We start from the raw sequence: 26,902 nt of genomic DNA on the forward strand, positions 1-26,902 counted from the left end.
GTTCGACCAGCAAATTCTGGTATAAATTCTAGACGAAATTGTTACAAAGCATATTTAACAGCAGCTTATCTGTTCATTTCATCACATAAATCATTATTAATCTTGTCTGTTACACTGTGCGCTACGTATTGTGCGCAAAGACAGTTAACCGGCATTAAAGGCTGCACCATGAAAACGCCTCTGATCACCCGTGAAGGGTACGAAAAACTCAAAAAAGAGATGGATTACCTGTGGCGCAAAGAGCGTCCGGAAGTGACCAAAAAAGTCACCTGGGCGGCAAGCCTGGGCGATCGCAGCGAGAATGCGGACTACCAGTACAATAAAAAGCGGCTGCGCGAAATCGATCGCCGGGTACGCTACCTGACGAAGTGCCTCGAGAATCTCAAAATCGTCGATTACTCCCCGCAGCAGGAAGGTAAAGTCTTTTTCGGCGCCTGGGTGGAGATCGAAAACGACGACGGCAACACCCTGCGTTTTCGCATCGTCGGTTACGATGAAATTTTCGGTCGTAAGGATTACATCTCTATCGACTCACCGATGGCCCGCGCCCTGCTGAAAAAAGAGGTGGGCGATTTAGCCGTTGTCCAGACGCCCGCCGGTGAAGCAAGCTGGTACGTCAACGAAATCGAGTATGTTAAATAGTCCGAGAGCGCCCTCCCCGGCTGGCATTTTTTGGTGTCAGCCCGTATAACTATCCCCCTGATTTTCGATCCACAAGATGAACTGACCATGATGAAAGAGTCGCTCTGCCGCATTATTGCGGGTGATATTCAGGCCAGAGCCGAACAGGTAGAAGCTGCCGTTCGCCTGCTTGATGAAGGGAACACCGTGCCGTTTATTGCACGTTATCGTAAGGAAGTCACCGGCGGTCTGGATGACACGCAGCTGCGTAACCTGGAGACGCGTCTGGGCTATCTGCGCGAACTGGAAGACCGACGTCAGGCGATCCTCAAATCTATCGGCGAGCAGGGCAAGCTGACCAGTGACCTGGAAAAAGCCATTAACGGCACCCTGAGCAAAACCGAACTTGAAGATCTCTATCTGCCGTACAAACCGAAGCGCCGCACGCGCGGGCAGATCGCGATCGAAGCCGGCCTTGAGCCGCTGGCCGACCTGCTGTGGAACGAGCCGTCTCACGACCCGGAAACCGAAGCCGCCAAATTTATCGACGCCGACAAAGGCGTAGCGGACACCAAAGCCGCGCTGGACGGCGCTCGCTACATTCTGATGGAGCGTTTTGCCGAAGACGCGGCGCTGCTGGCCAAAGTGCGTGATTACCTGTGGAAGAATGCGCATATCGTCTCCACCGTGGTGACCGGCAAAGAGGAAGAAGGCGCGAAATTCCGCGACTATTTCGATCACCACGAACCGATTTCTACCGCGCCGTCCCACCGCGCGCTGGCGATGTTCCGCGGCCGTAACGAAGGCGTGCTGCAACTCTCCCTGAATGCCGATCCGCAGTTTGACGAGCCGCCAAAAGAGAGCCACTGCGAGCAGATCATTATCGATCACCTCGGCCTGCGCCTGAACAACGCCCCGGCGGACAGCTGGCGCAAAGGCGTGGTGAGCTGGACCTGGCGCATTAAGGTGCTGATGCACCTCGAAACCGAGCTGATGGGCACCGTGCGCGAGCGCGCCGAAGACGAAGCGATCAACGTCTTCGCCCGTAACCTGCACGACCTGCTGATGGCCGCCCCCGCTGGCCTGCGTGCCACCATGGGGCTCGATCCGGGTCTGCGTACCGGCGTGAAGGTGGCGGTCGTTGACGGCACCGGCAAGCTGGTCGCCACCGACACCATTTACCCGCACACCGGCCAGGCGGCTAAGGCGGCGACGGTCGTGGCTGCGCTGTGTGAAAAATATAACGTCGAGCTGGTCGCCATCGGTAACGGTACGGCGTCCCGCGAAACCGAGCGTTTCTATCTTGACGTGCAGAAGCAGTTCCCGAAAGTGACGGCGCAGAAGGTGATCGTCAGCGAGGCGGGGGCATCGGTCTATTCCGCCTCAGAACTGGCGGCGCAGGAGTTCCCTGACCTGGACGTTTCCCTGCGCGGCGCGGTCTCTATTGCCCGTCGTTTACAGGATCCGCTGGCGGAGCTGGTGAAGATCGACCCGAAATCCATTGGCGTGGGCCAGTATCAGCACGACGTGAGCCAGACGCAGCTGGCGCGCAAGCTGGATGCGGTGGTGGAAGACTGCGTTAACGCCGTCGGCGTGGACCTGAACACCGCTTCCGTGCCCCTGCTGACCCGCGTGGCAGGCCTGACCCGCATGATGGCGCAGAATATCGTCGCCTGGCGCGATGAGAACGGTCAGTTCCAGAACCGCCAGCAGCTGCTGAAGGTGAGCCGCCTCGGGCCGAAAGCGTTTGAGCAGTGCGCGGGCTTCCTGCGCATCAACCACGGCGATAACCCGCTGGATGCCTCCACTGTTCACCCGGAAGCGTACCCGGTCGTTGAGCGTATTCTGGCCGCCACCCAGCAGGCGCTGAAAGACCTGATGGGCGACAGCAGCGCGCTGCGTAACCTGAAGGCGGTGGATTTCACCGACGAACAGTTCGGCGTGCCGACGGTGACCGACATCATCAAAGAGCTGGAAAAACCGGGCCGCGATCCGCGCCCTGAGTTCAAAACCGCGACCTTTGCTGACGGCGTGGAAACCATGAATGACCTGCTCCCGGGCATGGTGCTGGAAGGTGCGGTGACCAACGTGACCAACTTCGGCGCGTTTGTGGATATCGGCGTGCATCAGGATGGTCTGGTGCATATCTCGTCTCTCGCCGACAAGTTCGTTGAAGATCCGCACACCGTGGTCAAAGCGGGCGACATCGTGAAGGTGAAAGTGCTGGAAGTGGATCTCCAGCGCAAGCGTATCGCCCTGACCATGCGTCTGGACGAGCAGCCGGGCGACACCAGCGCGCGCCGTGGCGGTAATGGCGGTGGCCGTGAACAGCAGCGCCCTACAGCGAAAGCCGCGAAGCCACGCGGACGCGACGCACAGCCGGCGGGCAACAGCGCGATGATGGATGCGCTGGCAGCGGCAATGGGTAAGAAACGCTAAATCTGTAAATGCCCGGTGGCGCTACGCTTACCGGGCCTACGATTTTGTAGGCCGGGCAAATGCAGTGCCGCCCGGCAAGCAGGCCGCAGGAAATTAAAATAAATATGGTGTATCCATATTTAAACCACTATTTATCACTCCGTTAACAAAATACATTTATTCTTCCCTTTCGGTACTTCCGCAAATATTGAGCAAGGTCAATCCGACCGCAAAATAATACGTTTAACAACATCCCGTCACATTTTTATTATTGCTGATAAAAACTATTCTCATTATCATCGCAGTGTAGATTATTTAACCTCTCGTGGAATCAGGCGCTATGCAATTCACTCCAGACAGTGCGTGGAAAATTATCGGTTTTACCCGTGAGATAAGCCCGGCCTATCGGCAGAAGCTGCTGTCACTGGGTATGCTACCCGGCTCATCATTCCAGGTGGTGCGCGTCGCGCCGTTGGGCGACCCCATTCATATCGAAACCCGACGCGTTAATCTGGTTCTGCGAAAAAAAGATCTCGCATTAATTGAAGTTGAATCTTTATCCCGTTAACAAGCCAGCGGTTTCAGTGAGTCTACTACAATGAAAAAATTAACTATTGGCTTAATTGGCAATCCTAATTCCGGCAAGACAACCTTATTTAATCAGCTAACCGGCGCGCGCCAGCGCGTGGGAAATTGGGCAGGCGTAACGGTTGAACGCAAAGAAGGCCAGTTCACCACGACGGATAACCAGGTCACGCTGGTTGATTTACCGGGAACTTATTCCCTCACTACGATTTCCTCCCAGACCTCTCTCGATGAGCAAATTGCCTGCCACTATATTCTGAGCGGCGACGCGGATATGCTCATCAACGTGGTGGATGCTTCCAACCTCGAGCGCAATCTGTATCTCACGTTACAGCTGCTTGAGCTGGGTATTCCCTGCATCGTGGCGCTCAACATGCTCGACATCGCGGAAAAGCAAAAGCTGCGCATCGACGTCGACGCCCTCTCCGCCCGTCTGGGCTGCCCGGTGGTTCCGCTGGTTTCTACCCGCGCGCGCGGCATTGACGCCCTGAAGCTGGCGATTGACCGCCACGCGGGCAATGCCGACGTCGAGCTGGTGCACTACGCCCAGCCGCTGCTGCGCGAAGCCAGACAGCTGGCGCAGGAGATGGACAACACCATGCCCGCCAGACAGCGCCTGTGGCTTGGCCTGCAAATGCTGGAAGGCGATATCTACAGCCGCGCCTACGCGGGCGATGCGGCGGATAAGCTGGACGTTGCGCTGGCCCGCCTGAGCGACGAGCTGGATGACCCGGCCCTGCACATTGCCGATGCGCGCTATCAGGCCATCGCCGCGATTTGTGACGTGGTCAGTAATGCCTTAACCGCTGAACCGAGCCGCTTCACCGCCGCCGTGGATAAGATTGTGCTCAACCGCTTCCTCGGTTTGCCGATCTTTCTACTGGTGATGTACGTGATGTTCCTGCTCGCCATTAACATCGGCGGTGCATTACAACCTATCTTTGATGGCGGCTCTGTCGCTATCTTCGTGCACGGCATTCAGTGGCTGGGCTATACCTTCCACTTCCCGGAATGGCTGACTATCTTCCTTGCGCAGGGGATCGGCGGCGGGATCAACACCGTCCTCCCGCTGGTGCCGCAAATTGGCATGATGTACCTGTTCCTCTCCTTCCTTGAGGATTCCGGCTACATGGCGCGCGCGGCCTTCGTGATGGACCGCCTGATGCAGGCGCTGGGGCTGCCGGGCAAATCGTTCGTGCCGCTGATTGTCGGCTTCGGCTGTAACGTGCCGTCTGTGATGGGCGCGCGTACGCTGGATGCACCGCGCGAACGCCTGATGACCATCATGATGGCACCGTTCATGTCCTGCGGCGCGCGTCTGGCGATCTTCGCGGTCTTTGCCGCGGCGTTCTTTGGTCAGGAAGGGGCGCTGGCCGTCTTCTCCCTGTATGTGCTGGGTATTGTGATGGCGATCCTCACCGGCCTGATGCTGAAGCACACCATCATGCGCGGCGAAGCGTCGCCGTTCGTGATGGAGCTGCCGGTGTATCACGTTCCGCACCTGAAAAGTCTGGTCATTCAGACATGGCAGCGCCTCAAGGGCTTCGTTCTGCGCGCCGGTAAGGTGATTGTTATCGTCAGCATTTTCCTGAGCGCCCTGAACAGCTTCACCCTGAGCGGCCAGGCGGCGGACAACATTAACGATTCCGCCCTCGCCTCCGTCAGCCGGATCATTACGCCGGTCTTCAAACCGATTGGCGTTCAGGAAGACAACTGGCAGGCAACCGTGGGCCTGTTCACCGGCGCGATGGCGAAAGAGGTGGTGGTCGGCACCCTGAACACGCTCTACACCGCTGAGAATATCCAGGAAGAGGAGTTTAATCCGGCGGCGTTCCACCTCGGCGATGAACTGCTCGGCGCGGTGGAAGAGACCTGGCAGAGTCTGAAAGATACCTTCAGCCTGAGCGTGCTGGCGAACCCGATTGAAGCCAGCAAAGGCGACGGCGAAATGGCGACCGGGGCAATGGGCGTGATGGGCCAGAAATTTAGCAGCGCGTCAGCGGCCTACAGCTACCTGATCTTCGTCCTGCTCTATATTCCGTGCATCTCGGTGATGGGCGCCATTGCCCGCGAGTCCAGCCGCGGCTGGATGGGCTTCTCCATTCTCTGGGGGCTGAACATTGCCTACTCGCTGGCGACGGTGTTTTATCAGACCGTCAATTACAGTCAGCATCCGCGCTACAGCCTGGTCTGTATTCTGGCGGTGATCCTGTTCAACGTGCTGGTGATTGGCCTGCTGCGCCGGGCGCGTAGCCGCGTTGACATTAATCTGCTGGCGACGCGCAAAACCCCAACCACCTGCTGTAGCAGCCCTGCGGGCGACTGTCACTGAGGAGGAAAGCGATGGCATCGTTGATTCAGGTCCGGGACTTACTGGCGTTGCAGGGGCGAATGGAGGCGAAGCAGCTCAGCCTCAGCCTGCATACGCCGCAGCCGATGATCGATGCCATGCTGGAAAGGCTGGAGGCCATGGGAAAAGTCGTGCGCATTCAGGAAGAGCCGGACGGTTGTCTGTCCGGCAGCTGTAAACATTGCCCGGAAGGTAAAGCCTGCCTCAGGGAGTGGTGGACGCTTCGCTAATAAAACCGGACAGCGCCGAACAAAACTCAGCAGGATGAGAGATGAAAGGCGCATGTGCCGCTTTGGCAACCACCCGTGACTGACTCTCCGGCCACAGCGCATCCAGCAGCGGAACCACCTTGCGCGGAACCAGCCCATCCAGGTAGCCATAAATACGCAGATGCGGCACCGCCAGCGACGCCAGCGGCTCGCGCAGATCGACCGTTTTCAGGATTTCCAGCCCACCGTTCAGTACCTCAACGTCCGGCATCGGCAGGGAAAGCACCGTCTGCTTCAGCGTCCGTGCGTCCTGACGGGCGGTTTCTGTCCCCATGGTTTGTAGCGCCAGAAAACGCTCCACCGTCCGCTGGAAGTCTTCGCTCAGCTGGTGCTGGAAACCGGCGAGCACCTCGGGTTTAATGCCCGGCCACGCCTCGCGGGCGCTGAAGCAGGGTGATGAGGCCACGGTCACCAGCGCCTGCACCCGCTCAGGATGGCTCAGCGCAATCTGGCTTGCCACCAGCCCGCCCAGGCTCCAGCCGAGCCAGACGGCTTTTTGCGGCGCGGCATCCAGAACCTGCTTCGCCATGTCGTCGAGCGTCATCGCACCATAGCCGCGGCTGCGGCCATACCCCGGCAGATCGACCAGGTGCACCGTAAATTGCGAGGCCAGTTCCTCACTTATGCAACGCCACACTTCGGCGTTCAGTCCCCATCCGTGCAGCAGCACAAGATGACAATTTCCCGTTCCAACGGTCTGCCACCACAGCGTCTTCATCAGCTATCGTTCTCTTTTTTTACATGGAGGTTGCGTATGCTAACAGTGCCCGGCTTGTGCTGGCTATGCCGAATGCCGCTTGCGCTGAGTAAGTGGGGCGTCTGTTCCGTTTGTACGCGCGCGCTGGGCTGGCTGAAGGGCTGCCCGCAATGCGGCTTGCCTGCCGTCAGCCAGACGCTCCCCTGTGGGCGATGCCTGAAAAAAGCGCCGCCTTGGCGCGCGCTGGTGGCGGTGGATGATTACGTTTTGCCGCTGAGCCGTCTGGTTCATCAGTTTAAGTTTTCCAGCCAGACCCGCCTGGCGAAGCCGCTGGCGCGTCTGCTATTACTGGCGGTCTTGCAGGCGCGGCGAACGCGGGGGTTGCCGAAGATCGACCTGATTATGAACGTGCCCCTCTTTCGGCGTCGCCACTGGCAGCGGGGATATAATCAAAGCGACCTGCTGTGCCGTCCGCTCGCCCGTTGGCTGGGCTGTCGGTACGCTGCCTGCGCGCTGAAGCGCGTACATGCCACTGCGGTTCAGCACCGCCTCAATGCCCGGCTGCGCAAAAGGAACCTGAAAAACGCCTTTCGCCTTGAATTGCCGGTCAACGGTCTCCATATCGCGATTGTGGATGATGTCGTCACCACGGGCAGTACCGTCGCTGAACTTTCCCGACTGCTTTTGCAAAGCGGCGCCGCGTCAGTTCAGGTATGGTGTCTGTGCCGTACCTTGTAGCCCTTCTCCAATGGGCGTATGATTATACCCAGGTAATTTAGTCAACTATTAGGCCAAAGCTATGATCCGTATTTCCGATTCTGCACAAGCGCACTTTGCCAAACTGCTGGCAAATCAGGAAGAAGGGACGCAGATCCGCGTGTTTGTGATCAACCCAGGCACTCCGAATGCAGAATGTGGTGTCTCTTATTGTCCTCCGGATGCCGTGGAAGCAACTGACACTGCCCTTAAATTTGAACAGCTCACCGCGTACGTTGATGAGCTGAGCGCGCCGTATCTTGAAGATGCGGAGATTGATTTCGTTACCGACCAGCTGGGCTCTCAGTTGACGCTGAAAGCGCCAAACGCGAAGATGCGTAAAGTCTCTGACGATGCCCCGCTGATGGAGCGCGTGGAATATCTGCTGCAATCGCAGATCAACCCACAGCTTGCCGGCCACGGTGGACGAGTTTCCCTGATGGAAATCACCGAAGAGGGTCTGGCGATCCTGCAATTCGGCGGCGGCTGTAACGGCTGCTCCATGGTCGATGTTACCCTGAAAGAAGGGATCGAGAAGCAGCTGCTGAACGAATTCCCTGAACTGAAAGGCGTGCGCGATCTGACCGAGCACCAGCGCGGCGAGCACTCTTACTACTAATTCAGAACCCGTCTGTATTGCCCGGTGGCGCTGCGCTTATCGGGCCTATAAACACAGTCTGCAAGGCTCGTAGGCCGGGTAAGGCGAAGCCGCCACCCGGCTTTTGTTTTCCCGCCGATCTCACTCCATATGTTGACCTGCGTCTCATAATTCACATTTTGCCTCCCTGGGTGATTCTCAATCACAGTATGTTACCCGTATCATTCCCATGGGCACTCAACACCCCTATAACAGCCGACTAAACTTAACGTTTTCGCAGGCATCAGTATGAGTGCCGTTAACGCTCTGTTCCCAGTTGGGACAACCGGAATTTGTCGTTGAAACAATGACGTTACCCATAACAATTCAAAGGCCAGGTCAATCATGCCATTAGTCATCGTCGCTATCGGTGTTGTGTTATTACTGCTCTTGATGATCCGCTTCAAAATGAACGGATTTATCGCTCTGGTTCTGGTGGCACTTGCAGTCGGTCTGATGCAGGGAATGCCGCTGGTTAAAGTTATCAGCTCCATCAAAGCCGGTGTCGGCGGTACGCTCGGCAGCCTGGCGCTGATCATGGGCTTCGGCGCCATGCTGGGTAAAATGCTCGCGGACTGCGGTGGCGCGCAGCGTATTGCCACCACGCTTATCGATAAATTTGGCAAGCAGCATATCCAGTGGGCGGTGGTCTTAACCGGTTTTACCGTCGGTTTCGCGCTGTTCTATGAAGTGGGCTTCGTGCTGATGCTGCCGCTGGTGTTCACCATCGCCGCTGCCGCCAACATCCCGCTGCTGTTCGTGGGCGTGCCGATGGCTGCGGCGCTGTCCGTCACTCACGGCTTCCTGCCGCCGCACCCGGGCCCAACCGCTATCGCCACCATCTTCCACGCCGATATGGGTAAAACCCTGCTGTTCGGTACGATTCTGGCGATCCCAACGGTTATCCTGGCGGGCCCTGTTTATGCACGCTTCCTGAAAGGCATTGATAAGCCCATCCCGGAAGGCCTGTACAGCGCCAAAACCTTCTCAGAAGAAGAGATGCCGGGCTTTGGCGTCAGCGTCTGGACCTCACTGGTGCCGGTGATCCTGATGGCGATGCGTGCCGTAGCAGAGATGGTTCTGCCGAAAGGTCACGCGTTCCTGTCCGTTGCAGAGTTCCTGGGCGACCCGGTAATGGCAACGCTGATTGCGGTATTGATTGCGATGTTCACCTTCGGTCTTAACCGTGGTCGCTCCATGGATCAGATCAACGATACGCTGACCTCTTCCATCAAAATCATCGCCATGATGCTGCTGATCATCGGCGGCGGCGGCGCGTTCAAGCAGGTGCTGGTCGACAGCGGCGTGGATAAATACATCGCTGCCATGATGCACGAAACCAACGTCTCCCCGCTGCTGATGGCGTGGTCAATCGCCGCCGTTCTGCGTATTGCGCTGGGTTCTGCGACCGTTGCGGCGATCACCGCGGGTGGCATCGTTGCACCGCTGATTGCCACGACGGGCGTCAGCCCTGAGCTGATGGTTATCGCGGTCGGTTCCGGTAGCGTGATTTTCTCCCACGTGAACGATCCGGGCTTCTGGCTGTTCAAGGAGTACTTCAACCTGACCATCGGTGAAACCATCAAGTCCTGGTCCGCGCTGGAAACCATTATTTCGGTGTGTGGCCTGGTCGGGGTGCTGCTGTTGAATATGGTGGTCTGATGCCCTAAGTCGGGTGGCGGCTACGCCTTACCCGACCTACATGAGCACGACCTGATAATAAAAAACCCGCCACTGGCGGGTTTTTTATCACTTCTTCCCGGCTGCTTTTCGCCGCTTATCCAAATCCTTAATCAGCCTGTTCACGCCGTCATCCGTAAACATCTTCTCAAGCGTAGTGGAGAGCTTGCGACGCCAGTTTTTGTATTGATAGCTGGTGCCGGGAACGTTCACCGGCTCCGCCATATCAATCCAGTCTTCGGGTTGCAGGCCGAGCAACGCGCTGTTGCTGTCGGCAATATAGCGCTGTAAGCCACGGTTAAGCGTTGGCGTCATCGACATCAGCGATGCCTTATGCCCGGCGCGCTTCGGCAGACAGCCATGCTTATGCAGCGCGTCCAGCAGCCCCTGCTTCGCCAGCTCGCGATCCTGATACAGCCCGCGCAGAACCTCTTCATCAGGATAGAGACCCAGCGTTTTGCCGAGCGTCAGGTCACCGCTTTCCCAGTAGCCTCTGAGCGTAGGAAGATCGTGCGTCGTCGCGACTGCCATTGACTGTTCAGGGTACGCTTTCGGCGCGCGGAAGGTTTTCTCATGGTCGTTTTCAAAATAGAGCACTTTGTAGGAGTAAACCCCGCTGTCGCGGAGCTTGCTGACAATCTCAACCGGCACCGTACCGAGATCTTCACCAATCACCATGCACTGATGACGTTGACTCTCCAGCGCGAGGATCGACAGCAGATCGTCCACCGGATACTGCACGTACGCCCCGTGATCGGCCGTTTCACCGTACGGGATCCACCACAGACGCAGCACGGACATCACGTGATCGATACGCAGCGCCCCGCAGTTCTGCATGTTCGCGCGCAGCAGGTCGATAAACGGCTCGTAGGCACGCGCCGCCATCACGTGCGGATCCATCGGCGGCAGGCCCCAGTTCTGACCGAGCGGGCCCAGGATGTCCGGCGGCGCACCCACGGAAGCCTTCAGGCAGTAAAGCTCACGGTCACACCAGGTTTCCGCTCCGCCTTCCGCCACGCCGACGGCCAAATCGCGATACAGCCCGACCGGCATGTTATAGCCCTGGCTCACCTGCCAGCAGGCGGCAAACTGGCTGTACGCCAGCCACTGCAACCAGAGATAGAAATCCACCTCGTCGGCATGCGTCTTACAGAACGCTTTCACTTCCGGGGTATCCACGGACTGATACGCTTCCGGCCACACCGGCCAGCCCCAGCGCATCTCGTCCTCTTGCACCTGATACGCGTGCAGCGCATCAAACGCCGCCTGCCAGTACAGGCTCTCACCCTCCTGCATCACAAACTGGCGGAAGGCTGCCATCTGTTCGTCGTCACGCTTCGCAAAGCCCTTCCATGCCAGACGCAGCGCCGCGATTTTCAGCGCGGTCACGGTGGCATAGTCCACCCACTCCGCATCGCGAGCCTGTTTCAGCATCTGCTGCGTGGTGTCCAGCTTCCACCAGGCCTGCGCCTCTTTGCTGTTTTTGAAATCGTCTAACGCGTTAACGTCGATGTAAATCACGTTCAGCCAGCGGCGGGAAGACGGGCTGTACGGGCTCGCGCTTTCCGGGTTAGCCGGATAGAGGGCGTGGATCGGGTTGAGGCCGATAAACGCCCCGCCGCGCTCCCCCACGGATACCAGCATATTCTTCAGGTCGCCAAAATCGCCGATGCCCCAGTTGCTGTCGGAACGCAGCGTATAGAGCTGCACGCAGGCGCCCCACAGTTTTTTGCCTTCGAGCAGCGCCTGCGGCTCATAGCAGCGCTTCGGCGCGACGATCACCCGACAGTGAAAGCGGCTGTCATTCTGGGTGAGCGTCAGGCTGTGGTAGCCCTCCGGCAGCTTCGCCGGAAGGTTTAACGTTTTGCCGCCGGTGGCGTGGCCTTTGTGCTGGTGCCCCTCTTCGGTAGTGAGCAGCCAGCTGAATTCGCCGCGCCCTTCCACCATCAGCGGCATCTTTTTGCCTGCGGTAAAGACCTTCACGTTCGGCATTGGCATACCCGACGCTTTCGCGTCGGTTTTATGCATGGCATCCAGCAAACGTCTTTTGGTGTCCGCACCAATAGACTGCGGTTTGCCGTGCGCATTGATGTAACTGAGGCTAATTCCCGCCGCCTGCGCGGCACTGTCCAGACGTTTACTCTCCATCGCGCTTCCTTAGCGTTTTGCCTGCCAGATACGGGCCTGATAATCACGGATTGAGCGGTCAGAGCTGAACATGCCGCAGCGCGCGGTGTTCAGGATACACGCGCGGGTCCAGGCATCCTGGTCGCGGTACAGCTCGTCGACCTGCTTCTGCGCTTCAACATAAGCCGTGAAGTCAGCCATCACCAGATACGGGTCGCCGCCCTGTTTGTCCATGCTGTGCAGCATCTGGTCAAACGCGTGCTTGTCGCCGTCGCTGTACTTACCGCTTTCCAGCTCTTTCAGCACCGCATCCAGCACTTTGTCTTTTTTACGCCATTTCACCGGGTCGTACCCTTTGGCTTTGATGGCTTTCACTTCTTCAACAGTATGGCCGAAGATAAAGATGTTCTCTTCACCGACCTTCTCCGCAATTTCGACGTTCGCGCCGTCCAGCGTGCCGACGGTCAGCGCGCCGTTCAGGGCCAGCTTCATGTTGCCTGTACCGGACGCTTCTTTACCGGCGGTCGAGATCTGCTCGGAGATATCCGCCGCCGGGATCAGCATTTCAGCCGCAGAGACGCAGTAGTCCGGCAGGAACACCACCTTCAGCTTGTCGCCCACTTTCGGATCGCTGTTGATCGCCGCCGCTACCTTATTAATGGCGAGGATAATGTTTTTCGCCAGGTAGTAGCCCGGCGCCGCTTTCGCACCGAACAGGAACACGCGCGGCACGCGGTCGGCCTGCGGGTTCTCGCGGATCTCTTTGTACAGCGCCAGAATGTGCAGCAGGTTCAGGTGCTGACGCTTGTACTCGTGCAGGCGCTTGATCTGAATATCGAAAATCGCGTTCGGGTTGATTTCAATCCCGGTGCGCATTTTCACGAACGCTGCCAGGCGAACTTTGTTCTCCAGCTTGATCGCGCGGTACTGCTCGCGGAACTTCGCGTCGTCGGCATATTTTTCCAGATTGATGAGCTGGTCCAGGTCGTTGGCCCACTCTTTCTTCAGGGTCTTATCCAGCAGGCCGGCCAGCAGCGGGTTGCACTGCTTGATCCAGCGGCGCGGCGTGATGCCGTTGGTCACGTTGTGGAATTTGGTCGGCCACAGCTGGTGGTATTCCGGGAACAGGTCTTTCACCACCAGGTCAGAGTGCAGCGCCGCCACGCCGTTGACCGCAAAACCGCTGACTACGCACATGTTCGCCATGCGCACCTGCTTGTCGTGCACCACGGCCAGCTTCGCCCAGACGGCCTTATCGCCCGGCCAGGTTTTCTCCACCAGCGTTTTGAACTGGTCGTTAATCTTATTGATGATCTGCATATGGCGCGGCAGCAGCGTTTTCACCAGCTTCTCATCCCAGCACTCCAGCGCTTCCGGCATCAGGGTGTGGTTGGTGTAGGCGAAGGTGCGGCTGGTGATGGCCCAGGCGTCGTCCCAGCTCAGCTGATGCTCGTCAATCAGCACGCGCAGCAGTTCCGGGATGGCAATGGTCGGGTGCGTGTCGTTGAGCTGAATGACTTCGAAGTCCGGCAGCTGTGCCAGCTTGCGGCCCGCCAGGTGATGGCGACGCAGAATGTCCGCCACGGAGCAGGCGCACTGGAAGTACTGCTGCATCAGGCGCAGCTTTTTACCCGCCAGATGGTTGTCGTTCGGGTAGAGCACTTTCGTCAGCTTCTCGGCGTCGATACCCTGCTGCTCGGCGCGCAGGAAATCACCGCCGTTGAATTTGGTCAGGTTGAACGGATGCGCGTGCTTCGCCTGCCACAGGCGCAGCGGCTGCGCCACGCCGTTACGGTAGCCGAGCACCGGCAGGTCCCAGGCTTCACCGGTAATGGTGAACGCCGGCTCCCAGAGCCCTTGCTTCGTCACTTTCCCGCCAATCCCGACCTGCACGTCCAGCTGCGCGTTGTGGCGGAACCACGGATAGGTATTACGGTGCCAGTCGTCCGGCGCTTCCATCTGGTGGCCGTCAGCGAACGACTGACGGAACAGGCCGTACTGGTAGTTCAGACCATAGCCAATCGCCGACTGGCCAACCGTTGCCATGGAATCCAGGAAGCAGGCTGCCAGACGTCCCAGTCCGCCGTTACCCAGCGCCGGGTCCGTCTCTTCTTCCAGCAAATCGGTCAGGTTGATGTCGTGTTCTTTCAGCACGTCACCCACTTCCTGATACCAGCCAAGGTTCAGCAGATTGTTGCCTGTCAGACGGCCAATCAGGAACTCCATCGAAATGTAGTTGACGTGACGCTGGCCCTTAACAGGCTTCGTCACGGGCTGAGCGTCCAGTTGCTCCGCGAGCGCCCCGCTCACCGCCTGCCACCACTGGTGAGGCGTCATCTCGTTTGCAGCATGAAGGCCAAAACGCTGCCACTGACGCGTCAGGGCAGCCTGAAATTGAGCTTTGTTGAAAGTAGGCTGTGACATAGGGAATCGGCATCCTGTAGAGAGAAAACACATTTGGCGCTAGTGTGCCTGGCTCACTGCGCCTCTTCCTCATCCTGTCGGGGATTAGGCAGGGAGGAGTAGCGGGGATGAGCATAAAAGTGTGATCGAGGCCACTGTGTGAGTGTGCGCTTCGCAAAAATGATATACCGGAAGCGTGTCAAAGAAGTGAAATACCGTTTCGGAGGAAATTAATCATCGCTGAAATGATTACTTACGAAGAATATGATTTCCGGGCGCCCGGATTATTCAGCACCACTATTAAGCCCACGCAATCTTTGCCAAAGTTTATTAACTTCAGCGTCATTATCTCCTCCTGAAACCAGTTTCAGCGCAACCGCACGCCATGCAGACAAGCCAGCAGCAGCGCGGCATTCAGCCATTTAACAAAAGTTCCAACATAGATGAGAATGTTTTGTGACAGAGTGCAAATTCAGAGCCTCCAAACCCAGACATAACTTGCAATAGTTCCTGTATTGGCCGAACTTATAGGTATTAATTACGAAGCGCAAAAAAAATAAATTTTCTCGTTCCCCACAGTGAAGTGAAAACTATGTTGATTCCGTCCAAATTAAGTCGCCCGGTTCGTCTTGACCATACTGTGGTCCGCGAGCGCCTGCTGGCTAAACTTTCCGGTGCGCATAATTTCCGACTGGCGCTGGTTACGAGTCCTGCGGGTTATGGAAAAACAACGCTCATTTCACAGTGGGCGGCAGGCAAAAGCGATCTTGGCTGGTACTCCCTGGATGAAGGGGATAATCAGCAGGAGCGTTTTGCGAGCTATTTAATTGCCGCTATTCAGCAGGCAACCAACGGGCACTGCGTCACCAGCGAGGTGATGGTGCAGAAGCGCCAGTACGCCAGCCTGTCCTCTCTTTTCTCACAGCTGTTTATTGAACTGGCCGAATGGCATCGCCCGCTGTACGTGGTGATTGATGATTATCATCTGATCACGAACCCGGTCATTCACGAGTCGATGCGTTTCTTCCTGCGCCATCAGCCGGAAAACCTGACGCTGGTGGTCCTGTCGCGCAACCTTCCGCAGCTGGGCATTGCTAACCTGCGCGTGCGCGATCAGCTGCTGGAAATCGGCAGCCAGCAGCTGGCCTTTACCCATCAGGAAGCGAAACAGTTCTTTGACTGCCGTCTGACGTCTCCGATCGAGGCGTCTGAAAGCAGCCGCCTGTGTGATGACGTTGCAGGCTGGGCCACGGCGCTTCAGCTGATTGCCCTCTCCGCGCGGCAAAACAACAGCCCGACGCACCAGTCGGCACGCCGCCTGGCGGGCATCAACGCCAGCCACCTGTCGGATTATCTGGTGGATGAGGTACTCGACAGCGTTGACCTTTCCACCCGCCATTTCCTGCTGAAAAGCTCCCTGCTGCGTTCAATGAACGATGCGCTGATCGTGCGCGTCACCGGCATCGAAAACGGGCAGCTTCAGCTCGAAGAGATTGAACGTCAGGGTCTGTTCCTGACGCGCATGGACGATCCCGGTGAATGGTTTAGCTACCATCCGCTGTTTGGCAGCTTCCTGCGCCAGCGCTGTCAGTGGGAGCTGGCCGCAGAGCTGCCTGACATTCACCGCGCCGCCGCTGAAAGCTGGATGGCGCAAGGTTTCCCGAGCGAGGCTATCCACCACGCGCTGGCCGCCGGAGATGCCGGTATGCTGCGCGATATTCTGCTCAATCACGCGTGGGGACTGTTCAACCACAGCGAACTGTCGCTGCTGGAAGAGTCGTTAAAAGCGCTGCCGTGGGAGAGCCTGCTGGAGAATCCGCGTCTGGTGCTGCTCCAGGCCTGGCTGATGCAGAGCCAGCATCGCTACAGCGAAGTGAACACCCTGCTGGCGCGCGCCGAGCAGGAGATGGAAAGCGAGATGGATACCATCCTGCACGGCGAGTTTAACGCCCTACGCGCGCAGGTGGCGATTAACGACGGCGACCCGGATGAGGCCGAACGGCTGGCGATGGTCGCGCTGGATGAGCTGCCGCTGGCGAATTTTTACAGCCGCATTGTGGCCACTTCGGTGCACGGCGAAGTGCTGCACTGCAAGGGCGACCTCACGCGTTCGCTTTCGCTCATGCAGCAAACCGAACAGATGGCGCGCCGCCACGATGTCTGGCATTACGCCCTGTGGAGCCTGATCCAGCAGAGCGAGATTTTATTTGCTCAGGGGTTCCTGCAAGCCGCCTGGGAAAATCAGGAAAAAGCGTTCCAGCTTATCCGTGAACAGCATCTGGAACAGCTGCCGATGCACGAGTTCCTGTTGCGTATTCGCGCTCAGCTGCTGTGGGCATGGTCGCGCCTGGATGAAGCAGAAAGCTGCGCCCGCCAGGGGCTGAACGTGCTTTCGAGCTTCCAGCCTCAACAGCAACTCCAGTGTCTGGCCCTGCTGGTACAGTGCTCGCTGGCGCGCGGTGACCTGGATAATGCCCGCAACCACCTTAATCGCCTGGAAAACCTGCTCGGCAATGGGCAGTACCATAGCGACTGGGTGTCCAACGCCGATAAGGTTCGGGTAATTTACTGGCAGATGACCGGCGATAAAAAGTCCGCCGCCCACTGGCTGCGTCAGACGCCTAAGCCAGAATTTGCCAATAACCACTTCCTTCAAAGCCAGTGGCGCAACATTGCCCGCGTGCAGATCCTGCTGGGTGACTTCGAGCCTGCCGAGATCGTGCTGGAAGAGTTAAATGAAAACGCCCGCAGCCTGCGTCTGATGAGCGATTTGAACCGCAACCTGCTGCTGTTAAACCAGCTTTACTGGCAGGCAGGACGTAAAAACGATGCCCAGCGCGTGCTGCTGGAAGCGTTGCAGCTGGCGAACCGCACCGGGTTTATCAGCCACTTTGTGATTGAAGGTGAAGTGATGGCCCAGCAGTTGCGCCAGCTGATTCAGCTCAACACGCTGCCGGAACTCGACCAGCATCGCGCCCAGCGCATTCTGCGCGAGATCAACCAGCATCACCGCCACAAGTTTGCACACTTCGATGAGAACTTCGTGGAGCGTCTGCTGAACCATCCGGAAGTGCCGGAACTTATCCGCACCAGCCCGCTCACCCAGCGTGAATGGCAGGTACTGGGGCTGATCTACTCCGGTTACAGCAATGACCAGATAGCCGGTGAGCTGGCCGTCGCGGCGACCACCATCAAAACGCACATTCGTAATCTGTATCAGAAGCTGGGCGTAGCGCACCGTCAGGACGCGGTACAGCATGCGCAGCAGCTATTGAAGATGATGGGGTACGGTGTGTAATTTATTGCCCGGCGGCGCTACGCTTGCACGGGCCTACGGGTTTTGTAGGTCGGGTAAGCGCCGCGCCACCCGACAAAACGGTTAGCACAGTTCTAACTGCACATTATTATCCTTAATCACCTGCATCACGCCCGCCGGCGGCATTACGTCGGTATAGACCGCATTCACCAGGCCGATGCTGCCCATGTTCACCATCGCGTTACGGCCAAACTTCGAGTGGTCCACCACCAGCATCACGTGGCGCGAGTTCTCAATAATCGCGCGCTTGGTGCGCACCTCGTGATAATCAAACTCCAGCAGCGAGCCGTCGGTGTCGATGCCGCTGATCCCCAGAATGCCGAAATCGAGGCGGAACTGGGAGATAAAATCGAGCGTCGCTTCACCGATAATGCCCCCGTCGCGGCTGCGTAGCTCGCCGCCCGCGAGAATGATGCGGAAATCATCTTTCTGCATCAGGGTGTTGGCCACGTTCAGGTTGTTAGTGACCACGCGCAGGTTCTCGTGATCCAGCAGCGCGTGGGCGACCGCTTCCGGCGTGGTGCCGATATCAATAAACAGCGTCGCGCCGTTCGGGATCTGGCTCGCTACCTTACGGGCGATACGCTCTTTCTCTGCCGTTTGCGTCGCCTTACGGTCATGCCACGAGGTGTTCACCGAGCTGGACGGCAGGGCGGCGCCGCCGTGATGCCGCAGAATACGGTTCTGATCGGCAAGGTCATTCAGGTCACGACGGATGGTTTGCGGGCTGACGGCAAACTGCTCCACCAGCTCTTCCGTACTGACGTATCCCTGTTTTTTGACCAGTTCGATAATGGCGTCATGACGTTGTGTTTGTTTCATCAATTATCCCTGAGAATTATGTTCGTTTTCGCGCATGGAGCGTATCGGCAAGCGCCATCGCCAGCCCGACCGCCAGGCCGGTAACGTGCGCACCATTGGCGATAGACATACCAAACAGATCAAACCATCCGGCAATAAGCCATATTAACGCAAAGGTTATTAATCCACGTTGTAAATAGATGCCGCTTTCCGGGTCGCGCTCGCCTCTGAGCCAGGCGTAGCCCATCAGGGCGTAAACCACGCCGGATAACCCGCCAAACCACGGACCGCTGAATTTATGCTGCACATAGCCGCTCAACAGGGCGCTGATCACCGTGATGACAATCAGCTTGCCGCTGCCGAGCCGCTTCTCCACCGCCCCGCCGAGATACCACCACCACAGCAGGTTAAAGAGGATATGCATCACCGAGAAGTGCATCAGCGCATGCGTGAAGTAGCGCCAGACGTCAAATTGCAGGGAGGGATCGTATGGCCATGCGAGGGCAATCATCACGCTCTGGTCGCCCACCACGCTCATAATGATAAAGACGATGATGCAGGCCGCCATCAGCAGCAGGGTAAACGGCCCTGCGCGCTCGCGGAGGGTGGCGAGAAAAGGAAAACGTTGATAGTGCAGGCCACTGCCCGTCTGGCCGGACTGCCAGCTTGCCGCCAGATAGCGCGGGTCGCCCGGATTTTCCAGAAAACGCGCCAGCTCGGCGTTCACGCGCTCGGCCTGGCTTTCGTCCGCCAGCCAGACGTCCGTCTGCGTATGCTGCTGAATAGTCAGGATTATGCCCTGCGTCGCCATATAGTCGACAAACGCCTGGGCGACGCGTGGGTTGCTAAAAGAGGTGATCATCAACATGGGCAGCGGTCGCTTATTTCCACACAAAAGGGGACAGTATAGCGGGATCAGCGCTCAAACGCGTATTCTACTTCTGCCGGGAAATGACGGTGCCAGGCATCAAAGCCGCCGTCGACGCTGTACACCGCATCGTAGCCCTGCTGGATCAGATACTGCGCTGCGCCTTTACTGCTGTTGCCGTGGTAACACATCACCATCACCGGGGTTTCGAAGTCGTTATCGCGCATAAACGCGCCCAGCGTGTCGTTTGTCAAATGGAACGCGCCCGGCGTGTGGCCCATGGCAAAGCTCTGCGGATCGCGGATGTCCACCAGCACCGCGGTTTTCTGGTGCATCTTCTGATGGGCTTCTTCTACGTTAATACATTCAAACTGATCCATGGTGTTCTCTTTACAGTGGTCAACGACAAGATTTTACCCCGTAGTGTACGTCCTGGCGGCGGGTAAACGCCATTATGTTATCCATATCACTCTAAATTGTTTTTTTGATGTTACCAAAAGCGCGTTCCTTTGCTATTATGAGCGATATCGAACATTTCTGAGCTTTAACGAAAGTGCATGAGGGTGTTATGGAAACCAAAGATCTGATTGTGATAGGCGGTGGCATCAACGGTGCCGGTATTGCGGTTGATGCCGCAGGACGCGGTTTATCCGTGCTGATGCTGGAAGCTAACGATCTCGCCTGCGCGACGTCGTCCGCCAGCTCCAAGCTGATCCACGGTGGCCTGCGCTACCTGGAACACTACGAATTCCGCCTGGTCAGCGAAGCGCTGGCCGAACGCGAAGTGCTGCTGAAAATGGCCCCGCATCTGGCGATCCCGATGCGCTTCCGCCTGCCTCACCGCCCGCACCTGCGCCCGGCGTGGATGATCCGCATCGGCCTGTTTATGTACGATCATCTCGGCAAACGCACCAGCCTGCCGGGTTCGAACGGTTTGCGTTTTGGCTCAGAATCGGTCCTTAAGCCTGAAATCGTGCGCGGTTTCGAATATTCCGACTGCTGGGTGGACGATGCGCGTCTGGTGCTGGCTAACGCCCAGATGGTTGAGAAGAAAGGCGGCGAGGTGAAAACCCGCACCCGCGCGACCGCCGCCCGCCGCGAAAACGGCCTGTGGATTGTGGAAGCAGAAGACGTGGATACCGGCGAGAAGTTCAGCTGGAAAGCACGCGGCCTGGTGAACGCCACCGGCCCGTGGGTGAAGCAGTTCTTCGACGATGGAATGCACCTGCCTTCACCGTACGGCATTCGCCTGATCAAGGGCAGCCACATTGTGGTGCCGCGCGTACATACCCAGAAGCAGGCCTATATCCTGCAAAACGAAGACAAGCGCATCGTGTTTGTGATCCCGTGGATGGACGAGTTCTCCATCATCGGCACCACCGATGTGGAGTACAAAGGCGATCCGAAAAACGTTGAGATCGACGAGAGTGAAGTCAGCTACCTGCTGAAGGTGTACAACGCGCACTTTAAGAAACAGCTGGCGCGCGATGACGTAGTCTGGACCTACTCCGGCGTGCGTCCGCTGTGCGATGACGAATCTGACTCACCGCAGGCCATCACCCGCGACTATACGCTCGATATTCATGACGTAGACGGTCAGGCACCGCTGCTGTCAGTGTTTGGCGGCAAGCTTACCACCTACCGCAAGCTGGCCGAGCACGCGCTGGAAAAACTGGCGCCGTACTATAAAGGCATCGGCCCCGCGTGGACCAAAGAGGCTGTACTGCCGGGTGGGGATATCGGCGATAACCGCGACGATTACGCCGCGAAGCTGCGTCGCCGCTTCCCGTTCATCACCGAAGGGATGGCGCGCCACTATGCCCGCACCTACGGCAGCAATACCGAGCTGTTCCTCGGCGACGCGAAAGAGATTAGCGACCTGGGCGAACATTTCGGTCATGAGCTGTATGAAGCGGAGCTGCGCTACCTGGTTGAACACGAGTGGGTGCGCCGCCTGGACGATGCCATCTGGCGTCGTACTAAAGAAGGGATGTGGCTGAATGCCGAGCAGCAGTCTCGCGTCGCGCAGTGGCTGGCGCAACATGCGGGAAAGCGTGAATTGTCGCTGGCGTCCTGAGGGTGAAAAAAAAGCCGGGTGGCGGCTCCGCCTTACCCGGCCTACTCGATCCTGTAGGCCCGGTAAGCGCAGCGCCACCGGGCTAAATTTTTACAACCGCACCGGATCAATATGCCAGATGTTCTCGGCATACTCCTTGATGGTTCTGTCTGACGAGAAGTACCCCATGTTGGCGATGTTGTGCATCGCGGCGCTGGTCCACTTCTCCTGCTGACGGTACAGCTCGTCTACCCTGTCCTGACAGTCCACGTAGCTGCGGTAATCCGCCAGCACCTGATAGTGATCGCCGAAGTTAATCAGCGAGTCCACCAGGTCACGATAGCGTCCAGGCTCCTCAGGGTTAAACACCCCGGTGGCAATTTGCGTCAGCACCTGGCGTAGCTCTTCATCCTCTTCGTAATATTCGCGCGGCGAGTAGCCCTGCTTGCGAAGCGACTCCACTTCTTCCGCCGTATTGCCGAAGATAAAGATGTTCTCCTCCCCTACATGCTCAAGCATCTCGACGTTTGCGCCGTCCAGCGTGCCGATGGTCAGCGCGCCGTTCAGGGCAAACTTCATGTTGCTGGTGCCGGACGCTTCCGTCCCCGCCGTGGAAATCTGCTCGGAGAGATCCGCCGCCGGAATGATCAGCTGCGCCAGGCTCACGCTGTAGTTCGGGATGAATACCACCTTCAGCTTGTCGCCAATGTCCGGATCGTGATTGACCACCTTCGCCACATCGTTGATGAGGTGAATAATGTGCTTCGCCATGTAGTACGCGGACGCCGCCTTGCCGGCAAAAATTTTCACGCGCGGCACCCATTCCGCCGTCGGGTCAGCCTTAATGCGGTTGTAGTGGGTGATCACGTGCAGCACGTTCATCAGCTGACGCTTGTACTCGTGGATACGCTTGATCTGCACGTCAAACAACGCTTTCGGGTTCGCCACCACGTTGAGGTGCATCGCCAGCCACACCGCCAGACGTTTCTTGTTCAGCAGCTTGGCTTCCCGTACGGCTTTGTTCACCGTCGGGAAATCAATGTGCTGCTCAAGTTCGCTCAGCTGGCTCAAATCGGTGCGCCAGGTGCGGCCAATGTTCTCATCCAGCACGTCGGAGAGCGGCTGGTTCGCCAGCGCCAGCCAGCGGCGCGGCGTGACGCCGTTGGTCACGTTGCAGAAACGCGTAGGGAAGATCTTCGCGAAGTCCGCAAACAGCGACTGCACCATCAGGTTCGAGTGCAGCTCTGACACGCCGTTCACCTTGTGGCTGATCACCACCGCCAGCCAGGCCATGCGTACGCGGCGTCCGTTGGATTCATCAATGATCGACGCGCGGCTCAGCAGGCCGGTATCGTTCGGGTACTGCTCCTGCAAGGTCTTGAGGAAGTAGTCGTTGATCTCGAAGATGATTTGCAGATGGCGCGGCAGAATTTTGCCGAGCATGTCCACCGGCCACGTCTCCAGCGCTTCACTCATCAGCGTATGGTTGGTGTACGAGAAGACCTGACAGGTCACCTCAAACGCGTCGTCCCAGCTGAACTTATGCTCGTCAATCAGCAGGCGCATCAGCTCGGGGATCGACAGCACCGGATGGGTGTCGTTGAGGTGAATCGCGGTTTTCTCCGCCAGGTTGGCGTAGGTTTTGTGCAGCTGATAGTGACGGCTGAGAATATCCTGAATCGTTGCCGAGACGAGGAAATACTCCTGACGCAGGCGCAGCTCGCGGCCCGAATAGGTGGAGTCATCCGGGTAAAGCACGCGGGAGACGTTCTCGGAGTGGTTTTTGTCTTCCACCGCCGCGAAGTAGTCGCCCTGGTTGAATTTACCCAGGTTGATCTCGCTGCTGGCCTGCGCGTTCCACAGGCGAAGCGTGTTGGTCGCATCGGTGTCGTAGCCGGGGATGATCTGGTCATAGGCCACGGCGAGGATCTCCTCGGTTTCCACCCAGCGGGATTTTTTCCCTTCCTGCTGAATACGCCCGCCAAAACGCACCTTGTAGCGCGTGTTGTGGCGCTTGAACTCCCACGGGTTACCGTATTCCAGCCAGTAGTCCGGGGACTCTTTCTGACGGCCATCGACGATGTTCTGCTTGAACATACCGTAGTCGTAGCGAATACCGTAGCCGCGCCCCGGCAGCGCCAGCGTTGCCAGTGAGTCAAGGAAGCACGCGGCAAGACGCCCCAGACCACCGTTACCCAGCCCCGGGTCGTTCTCTTCGTCAATCAGCTCTTCTAAATCCAGACCCATCTCTTCCAGCGCGTTTTTGACGTCGTCATAAATCCCGAGCGACAGCAGCGCGTTGGAGAGGGTGCGACCTATCAAAAACTCCATCGACAGGTAATACACCTGTCGCGTCTCCTGCGAAAGCTGGGCGCGGTTGGAGCGCAGCCAGCGTTCGACCATACGGTCACGCACCGCAAACAGCGTGGCGTTCAGCCATTCGTGCTTGTTGGCAATAACGGGGTCTTTCCCAATGGTAAACATCAGCTTATAGGCGATGGAGTGCTTTAACGCCTCAACGCTGAGCGTGGGGGAAGAGTAGCTAAATGGAGCGTTCATATCTGTCACTTCGCCTCGTTACATCAAGCGTTGATAAAGGTCGCGGTAGGACTGCGCCGCAACGTGCCAGCCAAAGTCCATGGACATCGCCTGACGTTGGACGTAACGCCACAGGGATGGACGGGACCACAAGACGAACGCACGCCGGATCGCCCGAAGCAGCGACCAGGCATTACTGTCCTCAAAGACAAACCCGCTGGCGATACCGTCCGCCAGGTTTTCCAGAGAACTGTCAGACACCGTATCCGCCAGCCCGCCCGTGCGCCGCACCAGCGGCAACGTGCCATATTTCAGGCCATAGAGCTGCGTCAGGCCGCAGGGCTCGAAACGGCTCGGCACCAGAATCACGTCCGCACCGCCCATAATGCGGTGCGAGAACGCTTCGTGATAGCCAATCTGCACGCCCACCTGCCCCGGGTGTTCCGCCGCGGCCGCCAGGAAACCTTCCTGCAAGACCGGGTCGCCCGCGCCAAGCAGCGCCAGCTGGCCGCCCTGCTCCAGTAATCCAGGCAGCGCCTCCAGCACCAGATCCAGCCCTTTCTGGCTGGTCAGGCGGCTAACCACCGCAAACAGCGGCACCTTGTCGTTGACCTTCAGCCCCATCGCAATCTGTAGTTGGCGCTTGTTTTCCGCTTTGTCTTCCACCGAGTCGCGACCATAGCGCGCCGCCAGCAGGAGGTCCGTTTCCGGATTCCAGATCTGTTCATCCACGCCGTTCAGAATGCCCGACAGGCGGCCTTCACGGTGTCGCTGTTGCAGCAGCCCTTCCATACCGTAACCGAACTCCGGCTGGGTAATTTCACGCGCGTAGGTTGGGCTGACCGCCGTAATGTGGTCGGCGTAGTACAGCCCCGCCTTCAGGAACGAAATCTGTCCGTTAAACTCCAGCCCGTGCATGTTAAAGAACGACCATGGCAGATCGATGTCATTCATGTGATGGGCGTAATACATGCCCTGATACGCCAGGTTGTGCACGGTAAACACCGATTTGGCCGGATGCCCCTTCGCCGCCAGATACGCGGGTGCCAGCCCCGCATGCCAGTCGTGCGCGTGCACCACGTTCGGACGCCAGAACGGATCCAGCCCGACGGCCATCTCCGCCCCCACCCAGCCGAGCAGGGCAAAGCGCAGCACGTTATCGGTATAGGCGTACAGGTTGGTATCGTGATACGGGCTGCCGGGACGGTCGTATAAATGCGGCGCATCAATCAGGTAAATGCCTACCCCATTGTAATGTCCAAACAGCAGGGTGATACGTCCCGCGAAGGTCTCGCGACGGGAAACAACCTTTGCGTCAGGAATACCGCGCCGGATATCCGGAAAAGCGGGCAACAACACGCGGGTATCTACCCCTCCGGCAATTTGCGCCGCCGGTAGTGCACCAAGAACATCCGCCAGTCCGCCCGTTTTTAACAACGGGAACATCTCAGAACATACGTGTAAAACCTGCATCATCGCTCCTGTTTGATTTGCAGCTTCCGCAACATTTCCCGTGTTACTAACACGATCCCCTCTTCCGAACGGTAGAAACGACGCGCATCTTCTTCCGCGTTTTCCCCAATCACCATCCCTTCGGGAATGACGCAGGCGCGGTCAATGACGCAGCGACGCAGACGACATGAGCGCCCTACCCAGACGTCCGGCAGCAGGACTGCCGAATCGATATTACAGAATGAGTTTATACGCACGCGCGGGAACAACACGGACTGCACCACCACCGAACCGGAGATAATGCACCCGCCAGAGACCAGCGAGTTCAGCGTCATACCGTGGCTGCCGGAGCGGTCCTGCACGAACTTCGCCGGCGGCAGCGATTCCATATGGGTGCGTATTGGCCAGTTCTGGTCGTACATATCCAGCTCAGGCGTCACGGACGCCAGATCGAGGTTGGCTTTCCAGTACGCTTCCAGGGTTCCCACATCGCGCCAGTAGGGTTCCGCATTCGGATCGGACTGTACGCAGGACAGCGGGAACGGATGTGCATACGCCATGCCAGCTTTGGTAATTTTCGGGATAATGTCTTTGCCGAAATCGTGGCTGGAGTTTTCGTCTGTGTCGTCTTCTTCCAGCAGCTCATAAAGATAGTCAGCATCAAAGACATAGATCCCCATGCTGGCGAGCGATTTGGTGTCATCCCCCGGCATGGTTGGCGGGTTCGCCGGCTTTTCAACAAAATCGATAATCTTGTCGTCCGCATCCACGTGCATCACGCCGAACGCGGTTGCTTCCGCAACGGGCACCGGCAGACACGCCACGGTGCAGCGCGCCCCTTTTTCGACATGGTCGATCAGCATGTGGGAGTAATCTTGCTTATAGATGTGGTCCCCCGCGAGGATCACGACGTACTCCGCGTTGTAGCGGCGAATGATGTCGAGGTTTTGGGTCACCGCATCCGCCGTGCCGCGGTACCAGTTTTCCCCGTGTACGCGCTGCTGCGCGGGAAGCAGATCAACAAATTCGTTCATCTCTTCGCTGAAGAATGACCAGCCGCGCTGAATGTGCTGCACCAGCGTGTGCGACTGATACTGCGTAATGACGCCAATGCGGCGAATGCCTGAGTTCAGGCAGTTGGAGAGTGCAAAATCGATAATACGGAACTTACCACCAAAGTGAACCGCCGGCTTGGCGCGCTTGATGGTCAAATCTTTCAGACGGGTACCACGCCCGCCCGCAAGTATCAGGGCAACTGTTTTTAATGGTAGCTGGCGCGCCAACATTAACGGATCGTTCTTCTCTAATCTAACCATGACTAACTCCTT

At 57.9% G+C, this 26,902-nt stretch carries 19 protein-coding genes; 10 read left to right on the plus strand and 9 right to left on the minus strand.

Annotation, left to right across the window (positions count from 1 at the left end):
- Window positions 1–168 precede the first annotated feature (168 nt).
- The 5 genes from greB to feoC all read left to right on the plus strand — a co-directional run bounded on the left by greB (window position 169) and on the right by feoC (window position 6,204).
- A complete protein-coding gene (gene greB / locus IM267_RS19220; protein WP_193034084.1) occupies window positions 169–642 on the plus strand; it encodes a transcription elongation factor GreB in 474 nt (157 codons plus the stop codon).
- Between the two features lie 87 nt (window positions 643–729).
- Complete coding sequence (locus IM267_RS19225) at window positions 730–3,060, plus strand: Tex family protein (RefSeq protein ID WP_193034122.1); 2,331 nt, start codon at window positions 730–732, stop codon at window positions 3,058–3,060.
- 319 nt (window positions 3,061–3,379) lie between these two features.
- Window positions 3,380–3,607: a ferrous iron transporter A gene (feoA, locus tag IM267_RS19230; protein WP_006812243.1), complete on the plus strand. Its 228-nt coding sequence runs from the start codon at window positions 3,380–3,382 to the stop codon at window positions 3,605–3,607.
- A gap of 30 nt (window positions 3,608–3,637) precedes the next feature.
- A complete protein-coding gene (gene feoB, locus IM267_RS19235) occupies window positions 3,638–5,956 on the plus strand; it encodes a Fe(2+) transporter permease subunit FeoB (RefSeq protein WP_193034085.1) in 2,319 nt (772 codons plus the stop codon).
- Window positions 5,957–5,967: 11 nt separating this feature from the next.
- A complete protein-coding gene (feoC, locus tag IM267_RS19240) occupies window positions 5,968–6,204 on the plus strand; it encodes a [Fe-S]-dependent transcriptional repressor FeoC (RefSeq protein WP_107534079.1) in 237 nt (78 codons plus the stop codon).
- Here feoC and bioH read toward each other — a convergent pair.
- Window positions 6,179–6,961, minus strand: a complete 783-nt coding sequence (gene bioH, locus IM267_RS19245) for a pimeloyl-ACP methyl ester esterase BioH (protein WP_063865711.1) — start codon at window positions 6,959–6,961, stop codon at window positions 6,179–6,181. The genes feoC and bioH overlap by 26 nt on opposite strands.
- Window positions 6,962–6,997: 36 nt before the next feature.
- On the opposite strand from bioH, the gene gntX reads away from it, so the two are divergent.
- From gntX to gntT, 3 genes are all read left to right on the plus strand, one after another.
- A complete protein-coding gene (gene gntX, locus IM267_RS19250; RefSeq protein WP_063865709.1) occupies window positions 6,998–7,678 on the plus strand; it encodes a DNA utilization protein GntX in 681 nt (226 codons plus the stop codon).
- A gap of 61 nt (window positions 7,679–7,739) precedes the next feature.
- Window positions 7,740–8,315, plus strand: coding sequence for a Fe-S biogenesis protein NfuA (nfuA, locus tag IM267_RS19255; RefSeq protein WP_063449522.1), 576 nt, complete (start codon window positions 7,740–7,742; stop codon window positions 8,313–8,315).
- Window positions 8,316–8,678: 363 nt separating this feature from the next.
- The gene (gntT, locus tag IM267_RS19260) at window positions 8,679–9,995 is read left to right on the plus strand and encodes a gluconate transporter (RefSeq protein WP_063449523.1); all 1,317 of its coding nucleotides are present in this window, start codon (window positions 8,679–8,681) and stop codon (window positions 9,993–9,995) included.
- Window positions 9,996–10,082: 87 nt separating this feature from the next.
- Here gntT and malQ read toward each other — a convergent pair whose 3' ends face one another.
- Window positions 10,083–12,161 carry a 4-alpha-glucanotransferase gene (gene malQ / locus IM267_RS19265; protein WP_193034086.1) on the minus strand — a complete coding sequence of 693 codons (2,079 nt, stop codon included), beginning with the start codon at window positions 12,159–12,161 and terminating at the stop codon, window positions 10,083–10,085.
- Window positions 12,162–12,170: 9 nt separating this feature from the next.
- Window positions 12,171–14,564, minus strand: a complete 2,394-nt coding sequence (gene malP, locus IM267_RS19270; protein ID WP_193034087.1) for a maltodextrin phosphorylase — start codon at window positions 14,562–14,564, stop codon at window positions 12,171–12,173.
- Window positions 14,565–15,135: 571 nt separating this feature from the next.
- Here malP and malT point away from each other — a divergent pair.
- Window positions 15,136–17,841: an HTH-type transcriptional regulator MalT gene (malT, locus tag IM267_RS19275; protein WP_063865394.1), complete on the plus strand. Its 2,706-nt coding sequence runs from the start codon at window positions 15,136–15,138 to the stop codon at window positions 17,839–17,841.
- Between the two features lie 81 nt (window positions 17,842–17,922).
- On the opposite strand, the gene IM267_RS19280 is transcribed toward malT, so the two are convergent.
- The 3 genes from IM267_RS19280 to glpE are packed head-to-tail and all read right to left on the minus strand — an operon-like array spanning window position 17,923 to window position 19,908.
- Window positions 17,923–18,681 (minus strand): DeoR/GlpR family transcriptional regulator, encoded by a 759-nt coding sequence (locus IM267_RS19280; RefSeq protein WP_063865393.1) that lies wholly within the window; start codon window positions 18,679–18,681, stop codon window positions 17,923–17,925.
- A gap of 16 nt (window positions 18,682–18,697) precedes the next feature.
- The gene (gene glpG, locus IM267_RS19285; RefSeq protein WP_107534085.1) at window positions 18,698–19,528 is read right to left on the minus strand and encodes a rhomboid family intramembrane serine protease GlpG; all 831 of its coding nucleotides are present in this window, start codon (window positions 19,526–19,528) and stop codon (window positions 18,698–18,700) included.
- A gap of 47 nt (window positions 19,529–19,575) precedes the next feature.
- Window positions 19,576–19,908: a thiosulfate sulfurtransferase GlpE gene (glpE, locus tag IM267_RS19290; RefSeq protein ID WP_063865391.1), complete on the minus strand. Its 333-nt coding sequence runs from the start codon at window positions 19,906–19,908 to the stop codon at window positions 19,576–19,578.
- 188 nt (window positions 19,909–20,096) lie between these two features.
- Here glpE and glpD point away from each other — a divergent pair, with 188 nt between their 5' ends.
- Complete coding sequence (glpD, locus tag IM267_RS19295) at window positions 20,097–21,605, plus strand: glycerol-3-phosphate dehydrogenase (RefSeq protein WP_193034088.1); 1,509 nt, start codon at window positions 20,097–20,099, stop codon at window positions 21,603–21,605.
- A gap of 90 nt (window positions 21,606–21,695) precedes the next feature.
- Here the strand turns inward: glpD and glgP are convergent, their stop codons facing one another.
- Genes glgP through glgC form a run of 3 tightly spaced genes read right to left on the minus strand, consistent with a single transcriptional unit; the run spans window position 21,696 to window position 26,890 of the window.
- Entirely contained in the window at window positions 21,696–24,143 is a 2,448-nt protein-coding gene (glgP, locus tag IM267_RS19300) for a glycogen phosphorylase (RefSeq protein WP_112792200.1), read from the minus strand.
- Window positions 24,144–24,161: 18 nt separating this feature from the next.
- Window positions 24,162–25,595, minus strand: a complete 1,434-nt coding sequence (gene glgA, locus IM267_RS19305) for a glycogen synthase GlgA (protein ID WP_063865387.1) — start codon at window positions 25,593–25,595, stop codon at window positions 24,162–24,164.
- The gene (gene glgC / locus IM267_RS19310; RefSeq protein ID WP_063449532.1) at window positions 25,595–26,890 is read right to left on the minus strand and encodes a glucose-1-phosphate adenylyltransferase; all 1,296 of its coding nucleotides are present in this window, start codon (window positions 26,888–26,890) and stop codon (window positions 25,595–25,597) included. The genes glgA and glgC overlap by 1 nt, the downstream gene beginning before the upstream one ends.
- Between the last annotated feature and the right edge of the window lie 12 nt (window positions 26,891–26,902).

It is taken from the genome of Enterobacter cloacae complex sp. P15RS (genome assembly GCF_014895905.1).
Taxonomy (GTDB): domain Bacteria; phylum Pseudomonadota; class Gammaproteobacteria; order Enterobacterales; family Enterobacteriaceae; genus Enterobacter; species Enterobacter quasihormaechei.